Source organism: Chryseobacterium joostei (assembly GCF_003815775.1).
In the GTDB taxonomy this organism is placed as follows: Bacteria; Bacteroidota; Bacteroidia; order Flavobacteriales; family Weeksellaceae; genus Chryseobacterium; species Chryseobacterium joostei.
The window spans coordinates 2,075,475-2,098,793 of record NZ_CP033926.1; the positions used below are offsets into that span (position 1 = coordinate 2,075,475).

Below are 23,319 nucleotides of genomic sequence, written 5' to 3' on the forward strand. Positions count from 1 at the left end.
ATTAACAACTGATTTTGGAAAAAACATAAAACATTTCAGCACCAATTTCCAGACTTCTTTCCTTGTAAATTTCTTGTTGTTTTGGGGTATCATCCGAAATTTTGGGATCTTCATACGTAATAACAATACGTCTCTCTGCCCCTCCAATGAATGGACAGCCACCATCTGCTTGCGAACAGGTCATAACCGCCACAAAATCAGTATCCGGATTAAAAGCATCATCATATTTCTTAGAAAACCCAATAATGGGCAAAGCATTCTGAGAATACTTTATAGAATATATTGGATTCTCACTTTCATTTAATTTCCAAATATTGAAACCCGAATTTATCAGGGTATCTGCAACTTTTGGAAACAGGGCTGTAGCTTCTGTTCCTCCCGAATAACAATAAATATTAGATATTTTAAAATAATCCGATGCCGTTTGTGCCCAAATTTGCGCCAGATGACTTCTTCTTGAGTTGTGGGTACAGATAAAATTAATATTTACAGACTCTTGATTTTTCACTTTTTCCTGTATAAAATCTATCAATGGTTGTAACACTTTTTTTCTTTCCTCACTAATCTTTTGAGAAAGAACTTCTTCTATGTATACTGATAACTTAGGATTCATTTTTTTTTGTTATAAAATCAATATTAACAGCAGCCCCCTCCGGGTGTACAACTTGTATTTTGGTTTCCAGTCAATTCATTCAAGCTTATTTTTTGTTTCTGTGGTGGAATTCCACAGGCATCTGTAGCCAGACAAGCTGTTAGTTTATTTTTCAGAATAAAATTTTTTCCATTGAATTCCAAATCATACTTCCCGATGGTGGTATCCTGATACTCTACTTCAATTTCAAAATCACCAATTCCTAACTTCTCTTCCGAAAGATGAATGATATGCAATAATTTTCCTGGTTTTAAACGATGTTCGTAGTCATCAGCATTCCAAAGCTGAAAGTTTACTTTTTCTTCTTTTCTGATCACTCCTCCACAATCAATAAAATTCTTGGTAACCATTCCTATTTCTGTTACATGAAAATGCTCAGGAACAAATGTTCCGTTTTCTAATTGAAATTCTACATTCTCCAATTCAGGTAAAATGCTTTTTATTTCTGATAATTTCATAATTGAATATTTTAAATTGTTATAATGCAATATTACGATAAAGATTTTCAAAAAAATTTTAACAGCAGTTTTGTTTCTTTACTGTTGAAATAATATTTGAAAAGTAAAGATTTAAGCTTTCAAATACTTTTTCGTCAATACAGTAGCAAATTGAGTTTCCCTCAATATTTCCTTTGATAAGACCTGCATTTTTCAGTTCTTTCAGATGTTGAGAGACTGTAGGTTGTGCCAGGGGTAGTTCATTAACGATATCACCACAAATACATTCGTTTACTTTAAGCAGGTATTCAATAATTGCAATTCTGGCAGGATGGCCTAATGCTTTCGCAATAAGTGCCATCCTATTTTGTTCTTCTGTAAAAAAGTCTGTTTTTGTAGCTCCCATAATTCAAAAGTATATCGCAATATTACGATAATAAATTATCATCACAAAATTTGAATTAAAAAATCTATACATTCTTCAAAAAATAAAATATGTCATTTAAAATGCTTCTTCTGATAATTCTTTATTCACAACAGCTCCAGCTAAATTCCCTTGTGCTATAGCATTGGCTACAGACCTCATCATGGTTACATTATCTCCGCAGGCAAAAACTCCGGGAATAGTTGTTTTCTGCATGGGATCAACTTTAATAAATCCTTGTTCTGTCAGCTCGCAGCCTAAACTTTCTGTGATATTGAAATTTTGCTCAAAAGGTCTTTTTGCATACAATGCTTTTAACAAAGCAGAACTTCCATTTTTAAAGATAATTTTTTGAATGAAGCCGCTCTCATGTTCAATCCTATCAATTTCTTCTTCATTCAGATTAATCTTGTTTTGCTTTAATTTTTCAATCTGTTCTTGAGTAAGGGTAGATTTTCCATTAGTAAACAAAGTGAGATTTTTCGTCATATTAAAGATGAGCTTTGAAAAGTCATATGCCATATCACCATTGGAAAGAATTCCTGTTACTTCGTTTCTTACTTCATAGCCATGACAGTATGGGCAATGCAATACGGATATTCCCCAGCATTCTTCAAATCCGGGAATATTAGGCATAATATCTTTTACTCCGGAAGCCAGAATAATTTTTTTAGCGTAAAATCTTTCATTGGATAGTGTTTCAATCTCAAAGCCATTATTATTCTTTAATATCTGTGTAGCAATTCCTTCATGAAACTGCACTGTAGTGTATTTTTCAACATCTTTCCTCGCCAAACTACTAATTTCTTTTGGGGTATTTCCATCGTGGGTAATAAAGTTATGCGAATGTGGAGTCTGTCTGTTACAAGGTTTTCCGCTATCTATGATTAAAACATTTCTTAAAGATCTGCCTAAAGCCATTGCTGCAGATAACCCGGCATAGCTTCCTCCTATTATAATGACATCAAAGTTTTTATTTTGCATCGTTTAATTATTTGATGTTTGCAAAGTTAAAACAAATCTAATTAACGCAACCGTGTTGCGATTTGTTTTTTCAATAATCTTTATATGAAAAAGGCTGATTTTATCTTTCGTACTCTTTTTTATCTTCATCAATTTCATCCTGAATTCTCTTCCTTATGTCTGTTTTTGCTCCTTCAAAACTAAAAATCAGGGTTCCTTTCTCTCGGGCAAAAGGATTTGTTATAGAACCTGTAAGCCGGGAATGTTGAAAGTAGGGTCCGGTTTCTTTAAGTTCATCTTCATTTTCTGAATATTCTTTAACCCGAATAAGGTTTTCATATTTTTTACTTAAATCAAACCAATTGATATAATCAGCATTGAAAGACACTGCCCACACTCCTTTTTGAGAATAATAGTTAATGGCTCCGGCCTGACCATAGTTATCACACAAAACCAAAGTATGTCCAGATTGAGATAATCTGGAATATTCTCTATCTACTTTTTGAGCTAACTCTTTCCAGCCCTGCATATCGGCAAAATCCTGTGGTAAGGAATGTTCTTTTCCATCTTCCCAGCGAAGCAATCCTAATTTCCTGTACTCTTCCTGATGATTTATAATATACTCCGGACTTTTATTGGGAAAGGCAACATTATATAGAGGAAGAAATAGTAACACGGGAATGAATATACAAACCGGCTTTAGAAATCTCCGCCATCCATTCTCCAGAAAGTAAGCCAGAAAAACGGAACCAAATGCTATATAAACCGGATACAATCCTATAGCATAATAATCTTTTGCCTTAAAGAATAAGAACAATGCTATGGTAATAATATAACTCCAGAAAAATAATCTGAATTTCTCGAAAGGTTTGTACAATAGCAATGAACCCCAGCCTGCAATAACAACAACAATAGATCCAATAAAGAATAAAATCTGGGATTTGAGAAAATCAATTCTGTTTACATTCACCAGCTGTCTTTCCGATAATTCTTTCATATGATGGATGACAGGAAATTTGTTTTGATACTGCCAGAGAAGATTAGGGAAAATAATGACTAATGCTAAAAGTCCTGCCCAATAAAGATGGGGTTGTGTAAAGATTTTCCTTTGTCTGGTAAGTAATAAAGCAGGGATAAGTCCTAAGACTGAAAAAGCAATGTTGTATTTATTTAAAAACCCAATTCCGAAAGCTATTGCTCCAATGTAAAGCCATTTTACTTTTTCTGAATTAATATATTTTATCAGCGAATAATAAAGAAACGTCCACAAAAGAATCTCCAGAGATGTTGGCTGAAACAGCATATTTACACGAAGAAGAACTGACAATAAAATTCCCAGAGAGGCAAGAACTTTTGCAAAAAGATTACCATTGAGTTCTTCAATGGTTTTCCAGACAACTGCTATTGTTAATGCCCCAAACAATGCCGGAAAAAATTTTACCCAAAATACAGAATTGCCTAATATTTTAATCAACCAGGCAAATAGTGAGTTCACTGGTGGAACAGAATGATATCCCCAAGCGAGATGATTCGCCTGATCCAGATGCAGATATTCATCCCTGTGCAATTCATACTCCGCATTTGTTAATGAATATTGGAGAACAAATTTTACGATAATAAAGAGAAACAGAATAAGATAGCTTTTCTTCATAGTTATATTTTGATATTAAAAGTAAGACATTTTGAAATTCCTGTTTATTACATCTCACCATATTTTTGTTAAACCATTTTTACCAGACCATCGATTTTCCAGGTTACCAATAAGATGGATTTCTGCATTTTTCAAATAAAAATCCCGAAGAAAAATTTCTTCGGGATCTAACAGTTAAATAGTTTATAATATCAGTTTATTATTTTGCTTTCGATTTTTCTTTTAATTCTTCTTTGTCTTTATCAGAAGGGTTCCAAACTTTTACTTCAGAATCTTTTGTAATATTTGATCCCGGAAGAACCTGAACATTAATACCATCGCTGGCACCCAATTTCACGTATACTTTCTTGAATTTCCCATCTTTTTGTTTTACCTCTATAAATGGAACATCTTTCCCTTGTTTCTTTTCATACTGAACTAAGGACTCGTCCAGTAATAAGGCATTCTTTTGAGAGCTTAATACGATTTCTCCGTTTGCTGAGAAACCAGCTCTGATATATTCGTTGTTAGGATTATCTACGTTTCCTTCTACAGGGAATTTAATGGTTCCTGCATTATCTTTTCCTTTAGGAGCAATCATTGTCAGCTTTCCTGGGAATGTTTTGTTTTGTAATGCACCAATCACAATATTCATGTCCATACCCTGGCTTAATTTTCCGGCCTGAGCTTCATCAATTTCTCCTTTAAAGATCAAAGAGTTCAGATCCGCTACAGAACAAATGGTTGTTCCTGCATTGAAGTTATTGGCCTCAATTACCTGGCTACCTACTTTTACAGGTACCTCAAGAACAGTTCCTGAAGCCTTGGAACGAATTTGTGTCGTTGCCAAACCTTGCCCCTGCAGTTCAGGTGTTGCACCTGTCTTAGCAATCTGTAATCTTTTCTGAGCTGTATTTAATTGTTGTTGAGCATTCTTAAGAGATTGCTGCTGAGAATATAACTGCTGCTGAGAGTTAAGATATTCCTGTCTGGAAGCTACTCCTTGTTTAAAAAGCTTATCCTGCATTTCAAACTGCTTTTGCATATTCGCAACATTTAGCTGCGAATTATTGATCTGAAGCTGAGCGTTCTGAACTTCTTGCTGAGCAGCATTCACTTCAGAGATACTTGGTACAATTCTGATGGTAGCAATAAGCTGACCTACTTCTACCTTATCTCCTTCTTTCACTAAGATCTTATCAATAATCCCTGTAATATTGGGTTTAATTTCAATTTCTTCTTTTGGAACAATTTTTCCAGTAGCCATTACTTTATCATCCATGTTCTGAACGCTAGGTTTACGGGTAAGGAAGGATTCGCTTTCTTTAGAATTTGATTTTACTAGATAGCCAATCCCTGAGAACAATGCCACTGCAAATAAAAGCCCCAACACTATATAAATGGCTTTTTTCCAAGTGAATTTCTTTTTCATATGTATAGTTTATTTTTTATTAAAGATTGAATGATTTAAAAATGACAAGATTATTCTGTTCTTAATGCTTCAATCGGCTTAATCTTCACAGCCCTTTGTGCCGGAATCATACCGATAATTAATCCTAAAACCACCATAACAGCCATTGCGGCGAACACATTCCCATAGTTTACTGTAGGGTTATAGAAAGGAAATGCATCCTGCCCCTGCGTCACGGCATTCAGGATCATCAGTACAAAGACGCCAAAGAGGAATCCCAATAATCCCGAGGAGAGTGTAATGACAACACTTTCCAGCAATATTTGATTTCTTACTTCTGCAGGTTTTGCTCCTAGCGCTCTTCTGATCCCAATTTCCTTGGTTCTTTCTTTCACGGTAATCAGTAGGATATTTGAAATAGCAATAACACCGGCAAGGATCGTCAGCGTTCCAACAATAATGGTCAAAAGCTGCATTCCCGTAAGGAAACCTGTAAGTTTTTTGAACTCCTTCCCTAGGTTAAAGCTTCCAAACGCATTGGTATCTTCTGGAGACACTTTATTTTTAGCTTTCAATACCTGCTTTACATCTTCTTCTACTGCATTAACGTTGGCATTGGGTTTACTTACAATGGCAAACATGTCTATCTGATCTCCGGCATTATACATTTTAGTATACGTGGAAAGTGGAATAAAGGCTGTCTGGTCATTCTCAAAACCACCTCCTTTTTTCACTCTGAAAACACCAATTACATTGAAGAAAAGTCCTTTTATATTAACAGATTTCCCGATTGGGTTTTCTTTTTTCTTGGAATCGAAAAAGTTCTTATAAATTTCTTCTCCAATTACTACTACATTTTTATTTCCGGAAACATCTGCATCATTGATATAGCGTCCGAAAATAAGTTTCTTTTCTGAAATTTTGTTTCCTACAGAGTAATCTCCTGTAAGAGAATAGGTAGCACTTTTACCGTTTCTGGACATAGATTCTCCAGGGGTTCCTGTAAAGCTTCCTCTTGCATTCTGAGGAGAAATATAATCTACGGCTGTCACTTTTCTTTTCAGCATTTCCATATCGGATAAATTCAAGTGAACCTCTCTTCCCTTAGGAAATCCTTCGTAAGGAATAGAGGTTTTCTGCGCCCACAGGAAAATGGAATTGGTAGCAAAACCTGAAAATAATTTATCAAAACCATTCTCCATTCCTTTTGCTGCCCCAAGAAGGCTCACATACAAAAACATCCCCCATCCTACTCCAATCATGGTAAGAAATGTACGAAGCTTATTATTCCTCAATGAATAATAAATCTCCTGCCAAGTATCTATTTTAAATATGATATTCACCTTTTTGAATTATAAATTATAAACTGTGAGTTATGAATTACTCATTTAATTTTTCTTATTTCAGAGCTTTTTACCTTTTATGGTTTCAAAAAATATTACTCTGTTCTTAATGCTTCAATTGGTTTAATCCTTGACGCTCTGTATGCCGGAACAAATCCTGCGATTAATCCAGAAAAGACCAATGCAATAAATGCCATCAGGATCGTTGCCCATCCTACACTTGGACTTTTGATGAAAAATTCTTCCAGGCTGTCACCAATAAGGCTTAGGGTTAAAACCCCTACTCCAACTCCTACAAGTCCGGAGACTACTGTAATGACAACACTTTCCTGAACAATTAAAGCAACAATTCCTTTTGGTTTTGCGCCAATGGCTTTTCGTACTCCTATTTCCTTAGTTCTTTCTTTTACGATATATACCATGATATTACTGATTCCGATGATCCCTGCTAAAAGAGTTCCCATACCAATAAATCCAACAATAGCTGTAAGAACCGCCATAAAGGTGAATGTATCATTCATGTTTTTGGCATTATTCCAAATACGGACACCATTTTCATCGTCAGGAGAAACATTTTTTCTCGATTTCAATTTATCTTTTAGTTCATCTCCATACTTAATTGCTTCCTGTGGGGTAAGCTTGTCACTATAGGAAATGTAGGCTATATTTACAGTGTCAGACCCTTTTTTCATTTGCTGCAAGGTCGTTATAGGAACGGTAATATGTCTTTCATCCCAGTCTCCACCGTCATCTGAAAATACTCCAATGATTTTAAACATTGTTCCATTGATATCCAGATCTTTTCCTATGGGGCTTCCATTTTTAATTAAATCTCTCTGAACCATTCTACCAATCACGGCAACATTCTGCTTTCCGTTCAAATCCCTAGGAGTAATATAGCGACCATCTATCATTTTTCTGTTTTCAATCACCTGCTCTCCGGGTTCCGCACCATGTATCTGATAGATTCCGCTTTCTTTCCCATATTTTACCATTAAACTTGCATTATATCTGGGACTGGAAGCTCCAACGTTTTTTTTCTCTGCATTGATCAGAAAGTCGTAGTCGTCATTATTCATGGTAACATTTCGTTCAGACTGCAGCCCTTTATAAGCCAAAGTTGTTTTTCCTGTAGAAATGGTAATCAGGTTTTTGGCATCTCCGGAGAACCCTTCCGAAAAGGCATTTTGAAGTCCTTTTCCAATTCCAAAAAGCACAATGAAGATAAACAGTCCCAAAGCCACTGTAAATCCCGAAAGCACCGTCCGAAGTACATTACTACGGATAGAACTGAATATTTCCTGCCAACGATCTAGGTCAAACATTTTTTTTGATATTAAAAGATTGAAAAAATTGTTCAGCAAATTTGCCTTTCAATTTTCAAATTAATTTAAAGCACAATCTGCTTAATAAACTCATCACTTTCAATGATACCGTCTTTCAGTATTACATTCCTTTTAGTCTGTGCTGCCACATCAGGTTCATGGGTTACAACAATAATTGTTTTTCCCTCATTATTAATATCCTGAAGAAGCTTCATAATATCATGGGTAGTTTTGGAGTCCAATGCACCGGTAGGCTCATCCGCCAATACTACCTTAGGATTGGTAATCAAAGCTCTCGCAATAGCTACCCTTTGCTTCTGTCCTCCTGATAGTTCATTGGGAAGGTGATTGGCCCATTGTGTAAGGCCTACTTTTTCCAGGTATTCCATAGCCTTCTCATTACGTTCTTTCCTTGGTACATTCTGATAGTATAAAGGAAGTGCTACGTTTTCCAAAGCCGTTTTATAGCTGATCAGGTTAAAGGACTGAAAAATAAATCCTAAAAACTTACTCCTGTATTCCGCTGCTTTTACCTCAGACAGATGTTCGATAGGAACCCCATCCAATTCATAGGTTCCTGAATCTTTTTCATCCAGAATACCAATAATATTAAGAAGAGTAGACTTTCCGGAACCGGAACTTCCCATAATAGAAACAAACTCGCCCTCTGAAATATTCAGATTAATTCCCTTCAGAACATGAAGCTTGCTTTTTCCTGTATCGTATGACTTGTGTAAATCCTGAATTACTAACATTAAGTGATGTATGTTTTATACCCAATAAGTAGATGATATTTTCAAATTGTTACAAGATTGAAAATTTATTCAAATATTTTTTTGTTTAACTGATTAATCCTTTATTTAAAACAAATTACACAAAAGTGTTTAACCGTAACTCTGGTTTTACATCTATTTATCCCCCAGATACCTGTCTAAGCTATTATCCGTGCCTGTTTCATGTAAATGTGGAAAACTTTTACAGCTAAAAGTCAGCCTATTAGTATTTACCCCTTTCAAAATCAGTTCTTTTTTTCGAACTTTGTACTTAGTTCTTTACAAGAAATATTGAAATGCCCCCGTGAATAACTTTTATTCACAATAAGCAGAAAAACAAAAAGTTAGGTATTTCCTGAACGTTATCCACAGAGATCTAAATTATTTAAATTATAAAGATATTTAATATGGGAATTTTTGATAAAAGAGTAAGTTATAAGCCATTTGAATACCCGGAGGTTCTTCAATTTGTAGAGGCAATCAACAAATCGTTCTGGGTGCATTCGGAAGTGGACTTTACTGCAGATGTTCAGGATTTTCATTCGCAGTTGGAACCACATGAAAAGCATGCTGTGAAAAATGCGCTTTTAGCCATTGCACAGATCGAGGTGTCTGTAAAGACATTCTGGGGAAATTTATACAACCACCTTCCAAAACCGGAGTTCAATGGATTAGGATCTACTTTTGCAGAATGCGAGTTCCGTCATTCTGAAGCATATTCCCGTTTATTAGAGGTATTAGGATATAATGATGAATTCCTTAACGTAATTGAAATCCCTGCTGTAAAAGGTAGAATTGAGTTTCTTGGAAATGCCTTAAAACATGCCAACTCTGCTACTCCTAAAGAATATGTTTCTGCATTATTGCTATTCAGTATTTTAGTAGAAAACGTTTCTCTTTTCTCTCAATTTGCCATCATCCTTTCTTTCACAAGATTTAAAGGATTCATGAAAAATGTTTCCAACATCATCGCATGGACTTCTGTAGATGAGCAGATTCACGCGAATGCAGGAATCTATCTGATCAACAAAATTCGTGAAGAGCAGCCGGACCTTTTAACTGAAAGCGATATTGAAGATATTTATACGCTTGTAGATGAGTCTATCGAAAAAGAAGGGGATATCCTTAGCTGGATCTTTGAATTAGGGGAAATCGACAATGTATCTAAAGAAGATCTATTGAACTTCATGAAGTACCGTGTAGACGACAGCTTGAAGAAAATCAACATGAAGACAAGATACAACATCACTCCTGAACAGTACAGACCAATGGTATGGTTTGAAGAGGAAGTTTTTGCCAATTCATTAGATGATTTCTTTGCAAAAAGACCAGTAGACTATACAAAACACGATAAGAGTATTACAGCAAACGATTTGTTTTAATGTAAAAGGCGCGAGCACAGCGAGCGTCAAAGCAGATAGTATTAGGATGACAGCATCCATAATACCATAAAACAGAATCCCAATTGACTTAATAAGCACAAATATAAAAGATGATTAATGTAATCGTAAGCTATACCGTAAACCCTGAATTTGTTTCTACAAATAAAGCCAATATTCAAACATTTTTGGATGATTTCAAGAACTTGGATCAGTCCACATTTGAATACAAGGTTTATCTAAAGGAAGACGGAGTTACTTTTGTACATTATTCAAACTATCGTAATGAAGAAGTTCAGCATGAAGTTTTGAATGTTCCATCTTTTAAGGAATTTCAGAGATTAAGAGATGAAAGTGGACTGAACGGTTCTCACAAAGTAGAAATTTTACAACCAATAATATAAAAAAACAAAATTCCGGAGTGATACCCTCATTCCGGAATTCGAAAATATAACATCTATGGAAGAGCAAAATTCAAATATATGGTGGCTCAATGAAGAGTCTGAGCAGATGCTGAACAGAGGATATCTGTTGAAAGGTGAAACGGTAGACGGAGCTATCGACAGAATCACTACTGCGGCTGCAAAAAGATTATACAAACCGGAACTTCAGGCGGCATTCAAAGAAATGATCACTAAAGGCTGGATCAGTTTCTCTTCTCCTGTATGGGCTAATATGGGAACAGAGAGAGGTCTTCCTATCTCATGTTTCAACGCTCACATTCCGGACAGTATTGAAGGGATTACCCACAAAATGGGTGAGGTCATCATGCAGACTAAGATCGGAGGTGGTACTTCAGGATATTTTGGAGAATTGAGAAACAGAGGAACAGCGGTAACTGATAACGGAAAGTCTTCAGGAGCAGTTTCATTCATGAAGCTTTTTGATACAGCAATGGATGTAGTTTCTCAAGGTGGCGTAAGAAGAGGTGCCTTTGCTGCTTACTTAGATATTGACCACGGAGATATTGAAGAATTTTTATCTATCAAAGATATTGGTAGCCCGATTCAAAACCTGTTTACAGGAGTTTGTGTACCAGATTACTGGATGCAGGATATGATTGACGGTGATATGGATAAGCGTAAAATCTGGGCAAGAGTATTGGAAAGCCGTCAGCAAAAAGGTCTTCCATATATTTTCTTCACAGACAACGTGAACAGAAATAAGCCTCAGGTTTATAAAGATTTAGGAATGACGGTAAACGCAAGTAACCTTTGTTCTGAAATCATGCTTCCGTCTACTATGGAAGAATCTTTCATCTGCTGTCTGTCTTCCATGAACCTTGAACTGTATGACGAGTGGAAAGATACAGATGCAGTGAAATTAGCAGTATACTTCCTTGATGCTGTTTTATCCGAATTCATTGATAAAACCGAAGGAAACTACTATCTACAAGGAGCCAGAACCTTTGCTATGCGTCACAGAGCGCTTGGATTAGGAGTTTTAGGATACCACTCTTATTTACAGAAAAATATGATTCCGTTTGAAAGCTTTGAAGCTACCCAGTTCAACGCAAGAGCATTCAGACACATCAAAGAACAGGCTGAGCAGGCTTCAAGAGAACTTGCCAACATCTATGGAGAACCAGAAGTATTGAAAGGATACGGATTAAGAAATACCACTACAATGGCTATTGCTCCTACCACTTCAAGCTCTGCAATTCTAGGACAAACTTCTCCGGGAATTGAGCCTTTCTCTTCTAACTATTATAAAGCAGGTCTTGCTAAAGGAAACTTTATGCGTAAGAATAAATACCTGGCAAAACTATTGAAAGAAAAAGGATTGGATAATGAGGAAACATGGAGAACAATCATGTTGAACCACGGTTCTGTACAACACCTAAACGAGCTTACTCCTGAAGAAAAGGCAGTATTCAAAACGTTTAAGGAAATTTCTCCTATGGAAGTTATTTCCCAGGCAGCACAGAGACAACAGTACATTGACCAGGCTCAATCTCTGAATCTTCAGATTCCTTCTACAATGCCGGTAAAAGATGTAAACTACCTATATATTGAAGCTTGGAAAAAAGGAGTAAAGACTCTTTACTACCAAAGAAGTTCTTCCGTTTCTAAAGAAATGATGGTGAACTTTGTATCATGTTCAAGCTGTGAAGCATAAGATCAAATAATAAACGCACTATATAGTGGAGCACACCTAAAAGGTGTGCTTTTTTTATTGCAATTAAAATTTAACAAAAATTTAACATTTAGGTTTTAAAAAACTATTTTCTTTTAATCATCTATTAATACTGAAAATATTAGGCATTCACTCCCTAAATAGTGAATCAAGTCCCTGTATCATTGATTTTTTATTATTAATATGTAGTGATTTTATTTACATTTGTTGAAGATAAACCAAATAAAAAAGTTTTTAGTAAATAAAAAATTAACCATCAGGCTTATTATTAAACAAAAATTTAATACGAAATTAAGATTGTATTTTATTTAAATTAATAAAAAAACCTCTTTGATGATTGAAAAAAATTCTTAGAACTGGTTATTTAAAAAAAACACAACATAAAAGAGAAAAGTAAATACATTACAAGCACAATACAGTGTGTTCTACCCCCTTTAATTAAAAAAACACAAAAATAAAACTCAGATAGCAAATTACTCCTAGCAAAAAAATTGCTACAATATAAACACAAAAAATTATTTCGAAATGAACAAAATTATTACCCTAATGATGGCAATGGCCAGCATTACTTACTATGCACAAGTAGGAATTAATACTACTTCTCCCGATCAGAGCGCAGCTTTAGATGTTACAAGTACTTCCAAAGGGTTACTTCTCCCAAGAATAAGTAACCTATCTTCTGTTACCAATCCAGCCACAGGGCTTATTATTTTTGATGCCAACAAAAAATGCATCAGCCAAAATGTAGGAACTCCTACAACCCCTGACTGGACATGCCTTTCTCCGTATGTATCTAAATTTTTCTACATGCCGAGTGTAGTTTTTGATACCACAACAACTTCAACAGGCCAAACGAAAGATCTGTACACCTTGTATAAAAATCAGTTTTCGAATGTCCCAACCAATGCAAGAAGTGCATCTGCTCCGGCTTCGATACCTTTTTTCCCCAATGCAACAGATTTATACTATTATGTAACGGGTTATGACGCTTCTGTTTTTAAAATAAACAGCGTCAGCAGCACGGGTGTATTGAATTATGATGTTTTATCCAATGCAACTTCAGCATCTTTCATCAATATCGTATTTGTTGTAAAATAAGCAGTCATGGAAAAGAATTTTAAAAGGCTGTCTTTGATGAGCCTGCTTTTTGCGCTGCTTACAAACTTTATGTATGCACAGACAGACAGTACGGAAGTTGCAAGTATCTACGGATTTTATTCTTATTCTAATTCGCTTATGAATGCTTCTTCAGCTTCTGAACTTACGATACAGGGAAATGCCTCACATACCTCAACCGGAGTACAGCTTACTCCTGCAAGCTCAGGGCAGTTTGGGGGATTATTTATCAATGGCAGGACATTTACTTCTGTAAACGGACTTCATGTTGAGTTTGAATATGACATGAAAAACGGAACCCCTTTAAGTGGTACTTATGGAGACGGCTTATCTTTTTTCTTATATGATGGAGCAGTGACAAGCCCTACAATAGGTGCTCCTGGAGCCGGCCTTGGTTACGCCTATAACAGGACACAGAATACCTATGCAAGCCAGAGAAAGGCAGGTTTATCATCAGCTTATCTGGGTATTGCCCTGGATGAGTTTGGGAATTTTAAATCAAAGCGTTTTCAGGGTGAGTCAAGGGTAAATGGAATTGCAGGGGTAGCCTGGTCTCAACCGACAAGCCATATAACCTTAAGAGGTGCAAAAGGTGCTGCGATTAATACCACAGGATTAGGAGATGGTTTTACAGGATATCCTGTTCTGATTACACGATCTACTTTAAGTAATACAGGAACTGTAGGCAGGGTATTGCAAACAGACAGAAGCTATCTGGCTACTTCCAACACCCTTACTTCAGTGTTTGATCTCAGAAATAATGCCGGAGAATTCAGAAAAGTATATCTTGACCTGATTCCCCATTTTATAAGCAGTACCGTTACAGATGGATTTGATATAAAAGTTGATATCCAGACAATACAAAACGGAACTCCTGTGAATGTCATCAATTATTATCATTATAAGACCTCAGTGCCGTATACGGAAAATGCCAATCCTCAAACTTCAGATTTTAATAATTCTGATGTGGAAGGAGCTGCAACTCCCCAGACGCTTAATGCAACAACCCCAGCCTTTCTAAAGCTAGGTTTCGCAGCCTCTACAGGAGCTGCATTCCAGCAACACATTATCCGGAATGTAAAATTAACACTGCCTTATTCAGCAGTAACCAATGATGATGTAGCTTCTACATGTAAGTTTCAACCGGTTAATATCCCGGTTTTCAATAATGATATAGCATACAAAGGCCCTATCAGCATTACAACTCCGCCCACAGGAAGCAATGCCAATATTGATTATTCAACATTCAGTTTTGCAAAGACCAGCGATACAGACCTTACCTTATACCGTAAAAAAGTAACTGCTGCAGGTACATGGACTTACAATAAGTCAACAGGTATTGTAACCTTCAGCCCGTCAAGCGGATTTACAGGAACGGCAACAATGACCTATACCGTAAAAGGAAGAACAGTGAAAGATTCAAATGGTAAAATTGTTGAACCTTATGGTGACACCGCTTACCGGTCTGTTCCGGCAACAATTACTGTTAATCTAAAAACCACCGGATGTATCTATGCTACCGTTTCAAACAGAATGGTAACACAAACGATAAAATAAGCTATCAAAAAAAGATCTTTTTTGGTGGAATGGAAGAAATAATATTACTCACCTATTGAGTAATATTATTTCTTCTATTATTTTACATAGCAAAAAAGGCCCGGAAAGAAAATCCGAACCTTTGAAAAAGAAGTATATTGAGTAGTATAAAAAAACTTAATATACCCAGCAGCCTACTGCGCGATATTTCATCCTTATCATGAGAATTACAGCAAAAAAATGCTTAATTTTAAAAATTAAAACCGCTTAATATGAAATTCGGACAAGTAGAAGACCCATCAAAAATAGACTTCACCCTTCCAAAAGATCATTCCAGAACCAAGGAAATTTTAAGCCTTAATAAAAAAGGACTGGAAAATATTTCTATCGGATGTGCCAAATGGAATAAAACGGATCTTAAAGGATTCTATCCTAAAGGAACCAAGGATGAACTTACATATTACGCCACACAATTTAACTCTATTGAATTAAATGCAACCTTTTACGGAATGCCAACTCCGGATCAGGTAAAAACATGGAAAGAAAAAACTCCGGATAACTTCAAATTCTTTCCTAAGATCACCAATACGGTTTCCCATTTCAGAAGACTGATTGACGTTACAGATCATGTTACTCACTTTGCTTCAGCAGTTATCAATTTTGATGAAAAACTGGGAATGGCTTTCCTACAGCTTCATGACAACTTTAAACCTAAAGATTATGACAGACTGGAAAAATTCGTGAAAGAATGGCCCAAGGAAGTTCCGCTAGCCATAGAGCTTAGAAATACAGAATGGTTTACGAATGAGGAAATCCTTAATACAACCTGTGAGCTCTTTGAAGCTAATAATATCACCAATATCATTGTAGATACTGCAGGAAGAAGAGACATGCTTCATATGCGTCTTACAACACCCAATGCATTCATCCGCTACGTAGGAGCTAATGCAGAAAGTGACTATGAAAGACTGGATGACTGGTTGAAACATCTTAGCCAATGGAAAAAGGACGGTCTTCAAAATCTTTATTTCTTTGTACACCAAAATATTGAGAAAGCGTCACCTCTTCTATCAGCTTACTTTATCAAAAAACTGAATGAAGAATGGAAAACGGATATTCATATTCCACAAATGGCTACTGAAAGTACAGGTACTCTTTTTTAATAAAAATATATCATTATCATCTAAAAACAACAATTATTTAACAGTTAAAAAATTAAATAGACTAATTTTAATTTACCCCGCAACAGCAATAAAAGTCCTTTCATATCAGAAAATTTTATACATTAGAGTACATCATATTTCACTAAACGAATATGAGGTACTTAAAAAAAATTGATCATGGAAAAGGAAATTTGTAAAATCAGTGTTGCGAGCAACTGGCTTGGCGATGAATATATCTTTTATGAGGATCATACCATAAAAAGAGTATATGATAATCACAGCCTGAACTCCAATAAAACGGAATGGCTGAAACCAAATGAAATCAGTAAACAAAGTAAAGACAAGATAGTGAAAGGCTGTCCGGAAGAATTTAAGGAACAAGTTATGCAGATCTTAGACTACCCTTAATGAACAACCAATAATAATTAACAGGTAATGAGTATTTTTCACATTACTCATTACCTATAAAATATTTATTTTTTATTTTTTTTCAAAAGCAGCGCCAGATTAAGGAATAAAAGCAGAAAATCTAATGTAATCCAAATTCCTAACTTCGTATTTTCATAATTGTAAGCATCTACCTGCTTTTTTGCTGCATCAGAAAGCTTCATGCTTTGGTTAATATAATTCTGCACTTCTACAATCTGATCTATATTCTTATTGGGAACAGAATGCTGGGAAAAGTATACAAGGTTCTTTTTACCAAGGTAGCCCACAATCCAGTACTCGTCAGACTTATCCATTTTTAGATATTCTACCCTATAATATTCCGGACGTACTTTCCCGATGTGCTTCGGTTCTAGCGAAATGTTTTTATCAATCTTATTTACATTAATCAGATAAAAATCCAGGGTCTGTGGAAGCTTATTGATGACCTGCAGTCCTACAGAGTTATCTACAAACGCTACAGCACTTTTCTTAATAAACCAATAAGTGAAAACAGAGATAGCTGAAACCACCGTTACAATACGGAACAACCTTGCCCATTTTGCTATTCTTCCTGATTTTATTTTATACAAAATCAAGGAAAGGATACAAGCCCAAAAGATAACAAGAATGAAAAATACCATATTGCAAAGATACTGATTTCAGAATTTTTCAGAGAATGTTAATCCACATTCCACTCTTTATAAAACTCGTCAAGGAAATTCAGCATATAATTATGCCTTTCCTCAGCCATTTTTTTCCCTTTTTCAGTATTCATAAGATCCTTTAGAAGTAATAATTTTTCATAAAAATGATTAATTGTTGTACCATTAGACTTTTTATATTCTTCTTTGGACATTCCTAAGTTGGGCTCAATCGCCGGATCATACATTGGGTTATTTTTAAATCCTCCAAAATTGAAAGTTCTGGCAATACCAATGGCTCCAATAGCATCAATACGGTCAGCATCCTGTACAATCTGCAATTCAAGAGACGGCTCTATAGGAGCATTACCTCTGTTTTTAAAAGAGATATTTTCAATGACATATAGCACCTTTTCAATAGTTTCATCAGGAACATTCTGTTGTTCAAGAAACGCTCTTGATATTTTCGGGGCAATGGTTTCATCCCCATTATGAAATTTAGGATCAGCAATATCATGTAGTAATGCAGATAATTCTACCACTTCCTGATTACAGTTTTCTGTTTCTGCAATTTTTTTAGCCAGCTTCCAGACTCTTTCAATGTGAAACCAATCGTGGCCAGCTTCTGCTCCCTCTAATTTTTCCTTTACAAATTCTACGGTATTGTCAATAGTACTTTTCATTTATCTATCAGTTCATTTAAAATAATATCCCAAAGTTTATGATTGTAGCTTCTAAAAAAATTAATGTGCCCTATTTCTTTTTTCTCAGATTCTGATGTTTTTACAAGTCTGTAGGTTGGTTTAAGGTTAGGATAGGTAGTATTTAATAAGCTCAATACCCCTTTCTCTGTCAGCCAAACATCATCCTCCGCACGAATTACAAAAACTTTTTGTGTTAAATTTTTAGAATAATCATCAATCTTTTCCAACAATCGGTTGGTTGATTTCTTATTTAAAATTAAGGTTCTCCAGTCATATGCGCAATTTTTTGGAAGACTTTCTCCAAGCCCAAACCAATTTGCAGGAAAATAACCTAGTAATGAAGTGGTTACTGGCTGCACAATTCCAAACCCCAAGTAGGCTTCAATTTTTGTTTTCAGCTTTAGATTACCCACAAATGCATTTTGAGTTCCTACAAAAACAAACTCCTCAAACATTTCCGAATCATTGTTCATTCCTAGAATCAATGCTCCAACAGAATGCCCCAGACAATATTTTCTATGGTCAGGAAACTGAGTCTTGATATATTCGGTTAATGCCTTATAATCCCGTGACCCCCAAACCCTCATGGAGCTATGAAAACCTTTCATATTCTTTGGTTTAGAAAGCCCAATTCCTGTATAATCATAAGTGATTACTGTAAAACCTTGCTCAGAGAAGTATTTGGCAAATGAGAAATACACCTGTTGTTTTACACCGGTTGCAGAGTTAATCAACAGCAGTTTTCCATTATTTTTTTCAGGTTGAAAAAGATGTACAGCCAGTGAAGCTTGATCTTTTGTGGTAAGTATTAGTTTTTCCATAGGATAAAAGAAAAAATCCACTATAAAAGTGGACATTTTCAATATATTTTTATGTTAAGTTTCTGACTTTTGATATGTCTTAAATAACTTTAGAACTTAAAATCTGATCTTCTTGGGAGTCCTGTCTGAGATCCTTTACCTCCAGAAACCCTTGAGGAAACCTCATTTCCAAATTTCACACAATCTTCAATGGAATTTCCGTGGCAAAGCGCTATGGCAAACCCCGATGTAAATGCATCTCCCATTCCCATCTTATAAACAGTGGTATCTTTATCGTTTCTGTAATATTTCATCTCCGTTCCATCAAAGTAAATGGTAGAATTGGAATCATCTCTTACAAAAACCTTATTAAAGTATTTTTTAAGTACCTCTTCTCTCTGTTCTTCACCAAAAATGATATACAGCTCACTACTTTTGGTTACAATAAAATCTACCGCCTCCAGGATTTCATCACTTACCCTCATTGCAGGAGAAGCATATAAACCTACTTTTTTGCCATATTTTTTGGCTTTTCTAACGGTATATTCCACTACTTCCATGGAAACTTCAAGCTGTACAAGGACAAGATCAGAGGTATGAAAATACCGGTCTGCTTCATCAATATGGGCTGTATTAAGATATTTGTTGGCTGCAGGCACTACTACAATCGCAGCATTGCCCCCAGAGGTCGTCACATAGGCAGTACCTGTTGACTCTCTATCTGTCTCATGTACAAAACCTACATTTACACTTTCGCTCACCAGATTTCTCATGATTTGCTGTCCCAGCGGGTCCATTCCTACACATCCTATAAAGTAAACACTTGCCCCCAATCTGGCAGTACCTACCGCCTGATTTGCGCCTTTTCCTCCAAAATAGCTTTCTGAATTAACAGCCAGAACGGTTTCGTTAGGTAAAGGAAGTTTATCGGTTTCTAAAACAAGATCTATTGAGGAACTACCTACAACAATAATTTTGGGTTGATCTGATGAGAAATTCATTGTGTTTTATATTAGTTTTAAAAATTATAACAGACGAAATTTCATGTCAAAAATAACTAATTTTTACTTAACTTATTTCAATAAATTCAGTAATAATCTTCACGGGTGATTGATCTTTACTATAAGCAATATAGCTGGCGTAAAAACCTTCCCCGTAGCCCGTCTCGAAAGCAAATATAGTTCCGGGATGAGTTTCTGATGGCTTTAAAAATGCATATTGATCTATAGCACCTTTTTCATCAAAGAAATACTCATGAAAAAATTCTTCATAAATCCCCATGAAATCAGCGCCTTTATTATGATATAGCTTTTGTTCCAGATCATTAAGGCTGTTTTGGGTATCTACGTCCATGAAGCATCCCATTCCACTTTCTACCGGATATCCAAAAACCTCTTCTTTTGCAAGTTCTTTGATGTTTTGCCCTGCCGTGGTCGCAAGTTTCCAGTCTGTAATTTCGTCATTACTGAATACAATTTCTGCATAGGCAACACAGTTGCTTTCTCTCTCTTTATGAAGCATTACAGAGAATTCTCCTTTCGGAAAATTTGTAGAAAAAGCAAGCATATCATTCGTAATTAACGGATCACAGGCTACTAGCTTTCCACTGGAAAGATAGATTTTTCCTACCTCAAAACTTTCTAACAAGGGGCTTTCCACAAAGTCCTTCGAAAATAGTTTTTTAATGTTTTCTATATGTGTCATTTTATCTCTTTTCTTAAACCATCAGGCTGGATACAAGTTTTCATCTGTATCCAGCCTGATATTAAGACAACATGTTGTCTCTATTTCTAATTTACAAACTTTTCAGCTTCTCTTCCAAGATCGCAATCTTGTCAATAGCATCCTTTTGTTTTTTACGTTCCACTTCTACAACCTCAGGCTTTGCATTAGCAACAAACTTTTCGTTGGAAAGCTTCTTCTCTACTGAAATCAAGAATCCTTTTAAATATTTTACTTCTTCTTCGGTTTTTGTTTTTTCTTCTCCCAAATCTAAGTTTTCACTTAAAGGAATAGAAACCTCAGTTGCTCCTACCAGGAAAGTAAAGCTTGGCTTATCTGTTTTTTGTCCGAAGTTAATGTCAGCAATATTCGCCAATTTTCTTACAACTGCTTCATTGGCAAATTCTGTAGCATTGGTAAATACCTCAACTGTTTCTCTTGGTGAAATTCCTTTTGTCTGACGGTAGTTTCTAACACCGGAAATCAATTCTTTTGAAATTTCAAAGTTCTTAATTACATCTTCGCTGAACTCATCTGCATTTTTCTGCTGCGCAATAACAAGAGCATCCTCAATACTTCTTTCTGAAATCAAATGCCAAATTTCTTCTGACTGGAAAGGCATAAACGGATGAAGTAATTTCATCAATTCTTCAAAGAAAATAATCGTTCTGTCATAAACCTCCTTAGAAATCCCTTCTCCATAGTTTGGCTTGATTGCCTCAAGATACCAACCACAAAAATCATCCCAAATTAATTTATAAATCAAATGAAGTGCATCGGAAATTCTAAATTTCTCGAATTGATCATTGATCTCAACAATTGTTTTGTTTAATTTATTTTCAAACCATTCAATAGCCTGATGATCGGTAGCAATTGCCGGCTTGTCTTCATGATTCCACATGTTGATCAAACGGAAAGCGCTCCAGATTTTTGTCATAAAGTTTCTTCCCTGAAGCATTAAATCTTCATCAAAAAGAAGGTCGTTTCCTGCTGCAGAACTCAATAGAATCCCAACACGAACACCATCTGCACCATATTTATCCATCAGTTCAAGTGGATCCGGAGAGTTTCCTAAAGATTTTGACATCTTTCTTCTCTGCTTATCTCTTACAATCCCTGTGAAGTAAACATTCTTAAACGGAACTTCTTTTCTGTATTCCAATCCGGCCATGATCATTCTGGCTACCCAGAAGAAAATGATATCCGGACCTGTAACCAAGTCAGATGTAGGATAGTAATAATTGATATCCTTATTTGCAGGATCAAGAATTCCATCAAATACAGACATTGGCCACAACCAAGATGAGAACCAGGTATCCAGTGCATCATCATCCTGTCTAAGGCTTTCTATTGTTAAATCCTCATTTCCTGTTTTTTGTTTTGCCTGTACTAAAGCTTCTTCCTTAGTTTCAGCTACTACAAAATCTTCATCTCCTGTCCCATAAAAGTAAGCGGGAATCTGCTGTCCCCACCAAAGCTGACGGGAAATATTCCAGTCACGGATGTTTTCCATCCAGTGTTTGTAGGTATTTTTAAATTTCTCAGGATAGAACTTCACCTCATCATCCATTACTACATCCAATGCAGGCTTAGCAATTTCAGACATTTTAAGGAACCATTGTACTGAAACCTTTGGTTCAATAACGGCACCTGTTCTTTCGGAAGTTCCTACTTTATTTACATAATCTTCTGCTTTTAGCAAAAGATCTTTTTCTTCTAATTCCTTTGCGATTTGCTTTCTTACCTCAAATCTGTTTTTTCCTGCATAATGCAGACCATGCTCGTTAAGGTTTCCGTCATCATCTAAAGCATCAATCATTTTCAACTGGTACTTTTGTCCGATTTCATAGTCATTGATATCGTGTGCCGGAGTAATTTTCAAGGCTCCTGTTCCGAACTCAATGTCTACATATTCATCTTCAATGATTGGGATAACTCTATTTACGATCGGTACAATTACGTTTTTACCTTTTAAATGGGCATATCTTTCATCATTAGGATTGATACATACCGCAGTATCCCCAAAAATTGTTTCAGGACGTGTTGTAGCCACTGAAAGGAACTCTTCAGACCCTTCAATCTTATATTTAAGGAAATATAATTTCCCGTTCTGCTCTTTAAATATTACCTCTTCATCTGAAATATTGGTCTTCGCTTCAGGATCCCAGTTTACCATTCTGTAGCCTCTGTAGATTAATCCTTTATTGTAAAGGTCTACAAAGCTTTTGATAACCTGTTGAGAAAGCTTTTCCTCCATCGTGAAACGGGTTCTGTCCCAGTCACAAGAACAACCTAGTTTTTTAAGCTGCTCAAGGATCGTTCCTCCATATTTATTCGTCCATTCCCAAGCGTGCTCAAGGAACTGTTCACGAGTAATATCAGACTTATTGACCCCTTCAGACTTCAATTTAGCAACAACTTTAGCTTCGGTAGCAATTGAAGCGTGATCTGTTCCCGGAATCCAACAAGCATTAAACCCGCGCATTCTTGCACGACGGACCAGAACATCTTGAATGGTATTGTTCAACATATGCCCCATGTGTAGTATCCCCGTAACGTTTGGCGGAGGAATAACTATGGTATATGGTGGTTTGTCATTAGGCTCTGAGTGGAAATATTTGTTTTCCAACCAGTAATTGTACCATTTTTGTTCTGTTTCCTGTGGATTGTACTTTTCTGAAATCTGCATAAATTCTATTTCTTTGGCTTGCAATTTGCAAAAATAGTCTAAAGAA

Annotated in this window: 22 protein-coding genes; 7 read left to right on the top strand and 15 right to left on the bottom strand. The window is 35.8% G+C overall.

Annotation, left to right across the window (positions count from 1 at the left end; genetic code table 11):
* Nucleotide 1 precedes the first annotated feature (1 nt).
* The 9 genes from EG359_RS09420 to EG359_RS09460 all read right to left on the bottom strand — a co-directional run bounded on the left by EG359_RS09420 (nucleotide 2) and on the right by EG359_RS09460 (nucleotide 8,940).
* Entirely contained in the window at nucleotides 2-613 is a 612-nt protein-coding gene (locus tag EG359_RS09420; RefSeq protein ID WP_076352603.1) for an arsenate-mycothiol transferase ArsC, read from the bottom strand.
* A gap of 23 nt (nucleotides 614-636) precedes the next feature.
* Nucleotides 637-1,110 (bottom strand): DUF6428 family protein, encoded by a 474-nt coding sequence (locus EG359_RS09425; RefSeq protein ID WP_076352604.1) that lies wholly within the window; start codon nucleotides 1,108-1,110, stop codon nucleotides 637-639.
* 58 nt (nucleotides 1,111-1,168) lie between these two features.
* On the bottom strand, nucleotides 1,169-1,495 hold the full coding sequence (locus EG359_RS09430) for an ArsR/SmtB family transcription factor (RefSeq protein ID WP_076352605.1): 327 nt from the start codon (nucleotides 1,493-1,495) through the stop codon (nucleotides 1,169-1,171).
* 96 nt (nucleotides 1,496-1,591) lie between these two features.
* Nucleotides 1,592-2,497 carry an NAD(P)/FAD-dependent oxidoreductase gene (locus EG359_RS09435; protein WP_076352606.1) on the bottom strand — a complete coding sequence of 302 codons (906 nt, stop codon included), beginning with the start codon at nucleotides 2,495-2,497 and terminating at the stop codon, nucleotides 1,592-1,594.
* Between the two features lie 100 nt (nucleotides 2,498-2,597).
* The gene (locus EG359_RS09440; RefSeq protein WP_076352607.1) at nucleotides 2,598-4,127 is read right to left on the bottom strand and encodes a glycosyltransferase family 39 protein; all 1,530 of its coding nucleotides are present in this window, start codon (nucleotides 4,125-4,127) and stop codon (nucleotides 2,598-2,600) included.
* Nucleotides 4,128-4,326: 199 nt separating this feature from the next.
* Nucleotides 4,327-5,538 carry an efflux RND transporter periplasmic adaptor subunit gene (locus EG359_RS09445; protein ID WP_076352608.1) on the bottom strand — a complete coding sequence of 404 codons (1,212 nt, stop codon included), beginning with the start codon at nucleotides 5,536-5,538 and terminating at the stop codon, nucleotides 4,327-4,329.
* A gap of 50 nt (nucleotides 5,539-5,588) precedes the next feature.
* The gene (locus EG359_RS09450) at nucleotides 5,589-6,860 is read right to left on the bottom strand and encodes an ABC transporter permease (protein ID WP_076352609.1); all 1,272 of its coding nucleotides are present in this window, start codon (nucleotides 6,858-6,860) and stop codon (nucleotides 5,589-5,591) included.
* A gap of 95 nt (nucleotides 6,861-6,955) precedes the next feature.
* Nucleotides 6,956-8,185 (bottom strand): ABC transporter permease, encoded by a 1,230-nt coding sequence (locus tag EG359_RS09455; RefSeq protein ID WP_076352610.1) that lies wholly within the window; start codon nucleotides 8,183-8,185, stop codon nucleotides 6,956-6,958.
* Nucleotides 8,186-8,250: 65 nt separating this feature from the next.
* Nucleotides 8,251-8,940, bottom strand: a complete 690-nt coding sequence (locus tag EG359_RS09460; RefSeq protein ID WP_076352611.1) for an ABC transporter ATP-binding protein — start codon at nucleotides 8,938-8,940, stop codon at nucleotides 8,251-8,253.
* 425 nt (nucleotides 8,941-9,365) lie between these two features.
* Between EG359_RS09460 and EG359_RS09465 the strand changes: the two genes are divergently transcribed.
* The 7 genes from EG359_RS09465 to EG359_RS09495 all read left to right on the top strand — a co-directional run bounded on the left by EG359_RS09465 (nucleotide 9,366) and on the right by EG359_RS09495 (nucleotide 16,696).
* Entirely contained in the window at nucleotides 9,366-10,340 is a 975-nt protein-coding gene (locus EG359_RS09465) for a ribonucleotide-diphosphate reductase subunit beta (RefSeq protein ID WP_076352612.1), read from the top strand.
* A 110-nt stretch (nucleotides 10,341-10,450) separates the two neighbouring features.
* Nucleotides 10,451-10,741, top strand: coding sequence for a hypothetical protein (locus EG359_RS09470; protein ID WP_076352613.1), 291 nt, complete (start codon nucleotides 10,451-10,453; stop codon nucleotides 10,739-10,741).
* Between the two features lie 55 nt (nucleotides 10,742-10,796).
* Nucleotides 10,797-12,455: a ribonucleoside-diphosphate reductase subunit alpha gene (locus EG359_RS09475; RefSeq protein WP_076352614.1), complete on the top strand. Its 1,659-nt coding sequence runs from the start codon at nucleotides 10,797-10,799 to the stop codon at nucleotides 12,453-12,455.
* A gap of 543 nt (nucleotides 12,456-12,998) precedes the next feature.
* Nucleotides 12,999-13,571 (top strand): hypothetical protein, encoded by a 573-nt coding sequence (locus EG359_RS09480; protein ID WP_076352615.1) that lies wholly within the window; start codon nucleotides 12,999-13,001, stop codon nucleotides 13,569-13,571.
* 6 nt (nucleotides 13,572-13,577) lie between these two features.
* Nucleotides 13,578-15,146, top strand: a complete 1,569-nt coding sequence (locus tag EG359_RS09485; RefSeq protein ID WP_076352616.1) for a hypothetical protein — start codon at nucleotides 13,578-13,580, stop codon at nucleotides 15,144-15,146.
* Between the two features lie 251 nt (nucleotides 15,147-15,397).
* A complete protein-coding gene (locus tag EG359_RS09490; protein WP_076352617.1) occupies nucleotides 15,398-16,288 on the top strand; it encodes a DUF72 domain-containing protein in 891 nt (296 codons plus the stop codon).
* A gap of 177 nt (nucleotides 16,289-16,465) precedes the next feature.
* Complete coding sequence (locus tag EG359_RS09495) at nucleotides 16,466-16,696, top strand: hypothetical protein (RefSeq protein ID WP_076352618.1); 231 nt, start codon at nucleotides 16,466-16,468, stop codon at nucleotides 16,694-16,696.
* 65 nt (nucleotides 16,697-16,761) lie between these two features.
* On the opposite strand, the gene EG359_RS09500 is transcribed toward EG359_RS09495, so the two are convergent.
* The 6 genes from EG359_RS09500 to EG359_RS09525 all read right to left on the bottom strand — a co-directional run bounded on the left by EG359_RS09500 (nucleotide 16,762) and on the right by EG359_RS09525 (nucleotide 23,273).
* On the bottom strand, nucleotides 16,762-17,358 hold the full coding sequence (locus EG359_RS09500) for a hypothetical protein (protein ID WP_084180334.1): 597 nt from the start codon (nucleotides 17,356-17,358) through the stop codon (nucleotides 16,762-16,764).
* Between the two features lie 38 nt (nucleotides 17,359-17,396).
* Nucleotides 17,397-18,041: an HD domain-containing protein gene (locus EG359_RS09505; RefSeq protein ID WP_076352619.1), complete on the bottom strand. Its 645-nt coding sequence runs from the start codon at nucleotides 18,039-18,041 to the stop codon at nucleotides 17,397-17,399.
* Entirely contained in the window at nucleotides 18,038-18,883 is an 846-nt protein-coding gene (locus EG359_RS09510) for an alpha/beta hydrolase family protein (RefSeq protein ID WP_076352620.1), read from the bottom strand. Before EG359_RS09510 ends, EG359_RS09505 begins: the two co-directional genes overlap by 4 nt.
* 89 nt (nucleotides 18,884-18,972) lie before the next feature.
* Nucleotides 18,973-19,863, bottom strand: a complete 891-nt coding sequence (locus EG359_RS09515) for a ribokinase (protein WP_076352621.1) — start codon at nucleotides 19,861-19,863, stop codon at nucleotides 18,973-18,975.
* 67 nt (nucleotides 19,864-19,930) lie between these two features.
* Complete coding sequence (locus EG359_RS09520) at nucleotides 19,931-20,566, bottom strand: DUF4241 domain-containing protein (protein WP_076352622.1); 636 nt, start codon at nucleotides 20,564-20,566, stop codon at nucleotides 19,931-19,933.
* 91 nt (nucleotides 20,567-20,657) lie between these two features.
* Entirely contained in the window at nucleotides 20,658-23,273 is a 2,616-nt protein-coding gene (locus tag EG359_RS09525; protein WP_076352623.1) for a valine--tRNA ligase, read from the bottom strand.
* Nucleotides 23,274-23,319: the final 46 nt, after the last annotated feature.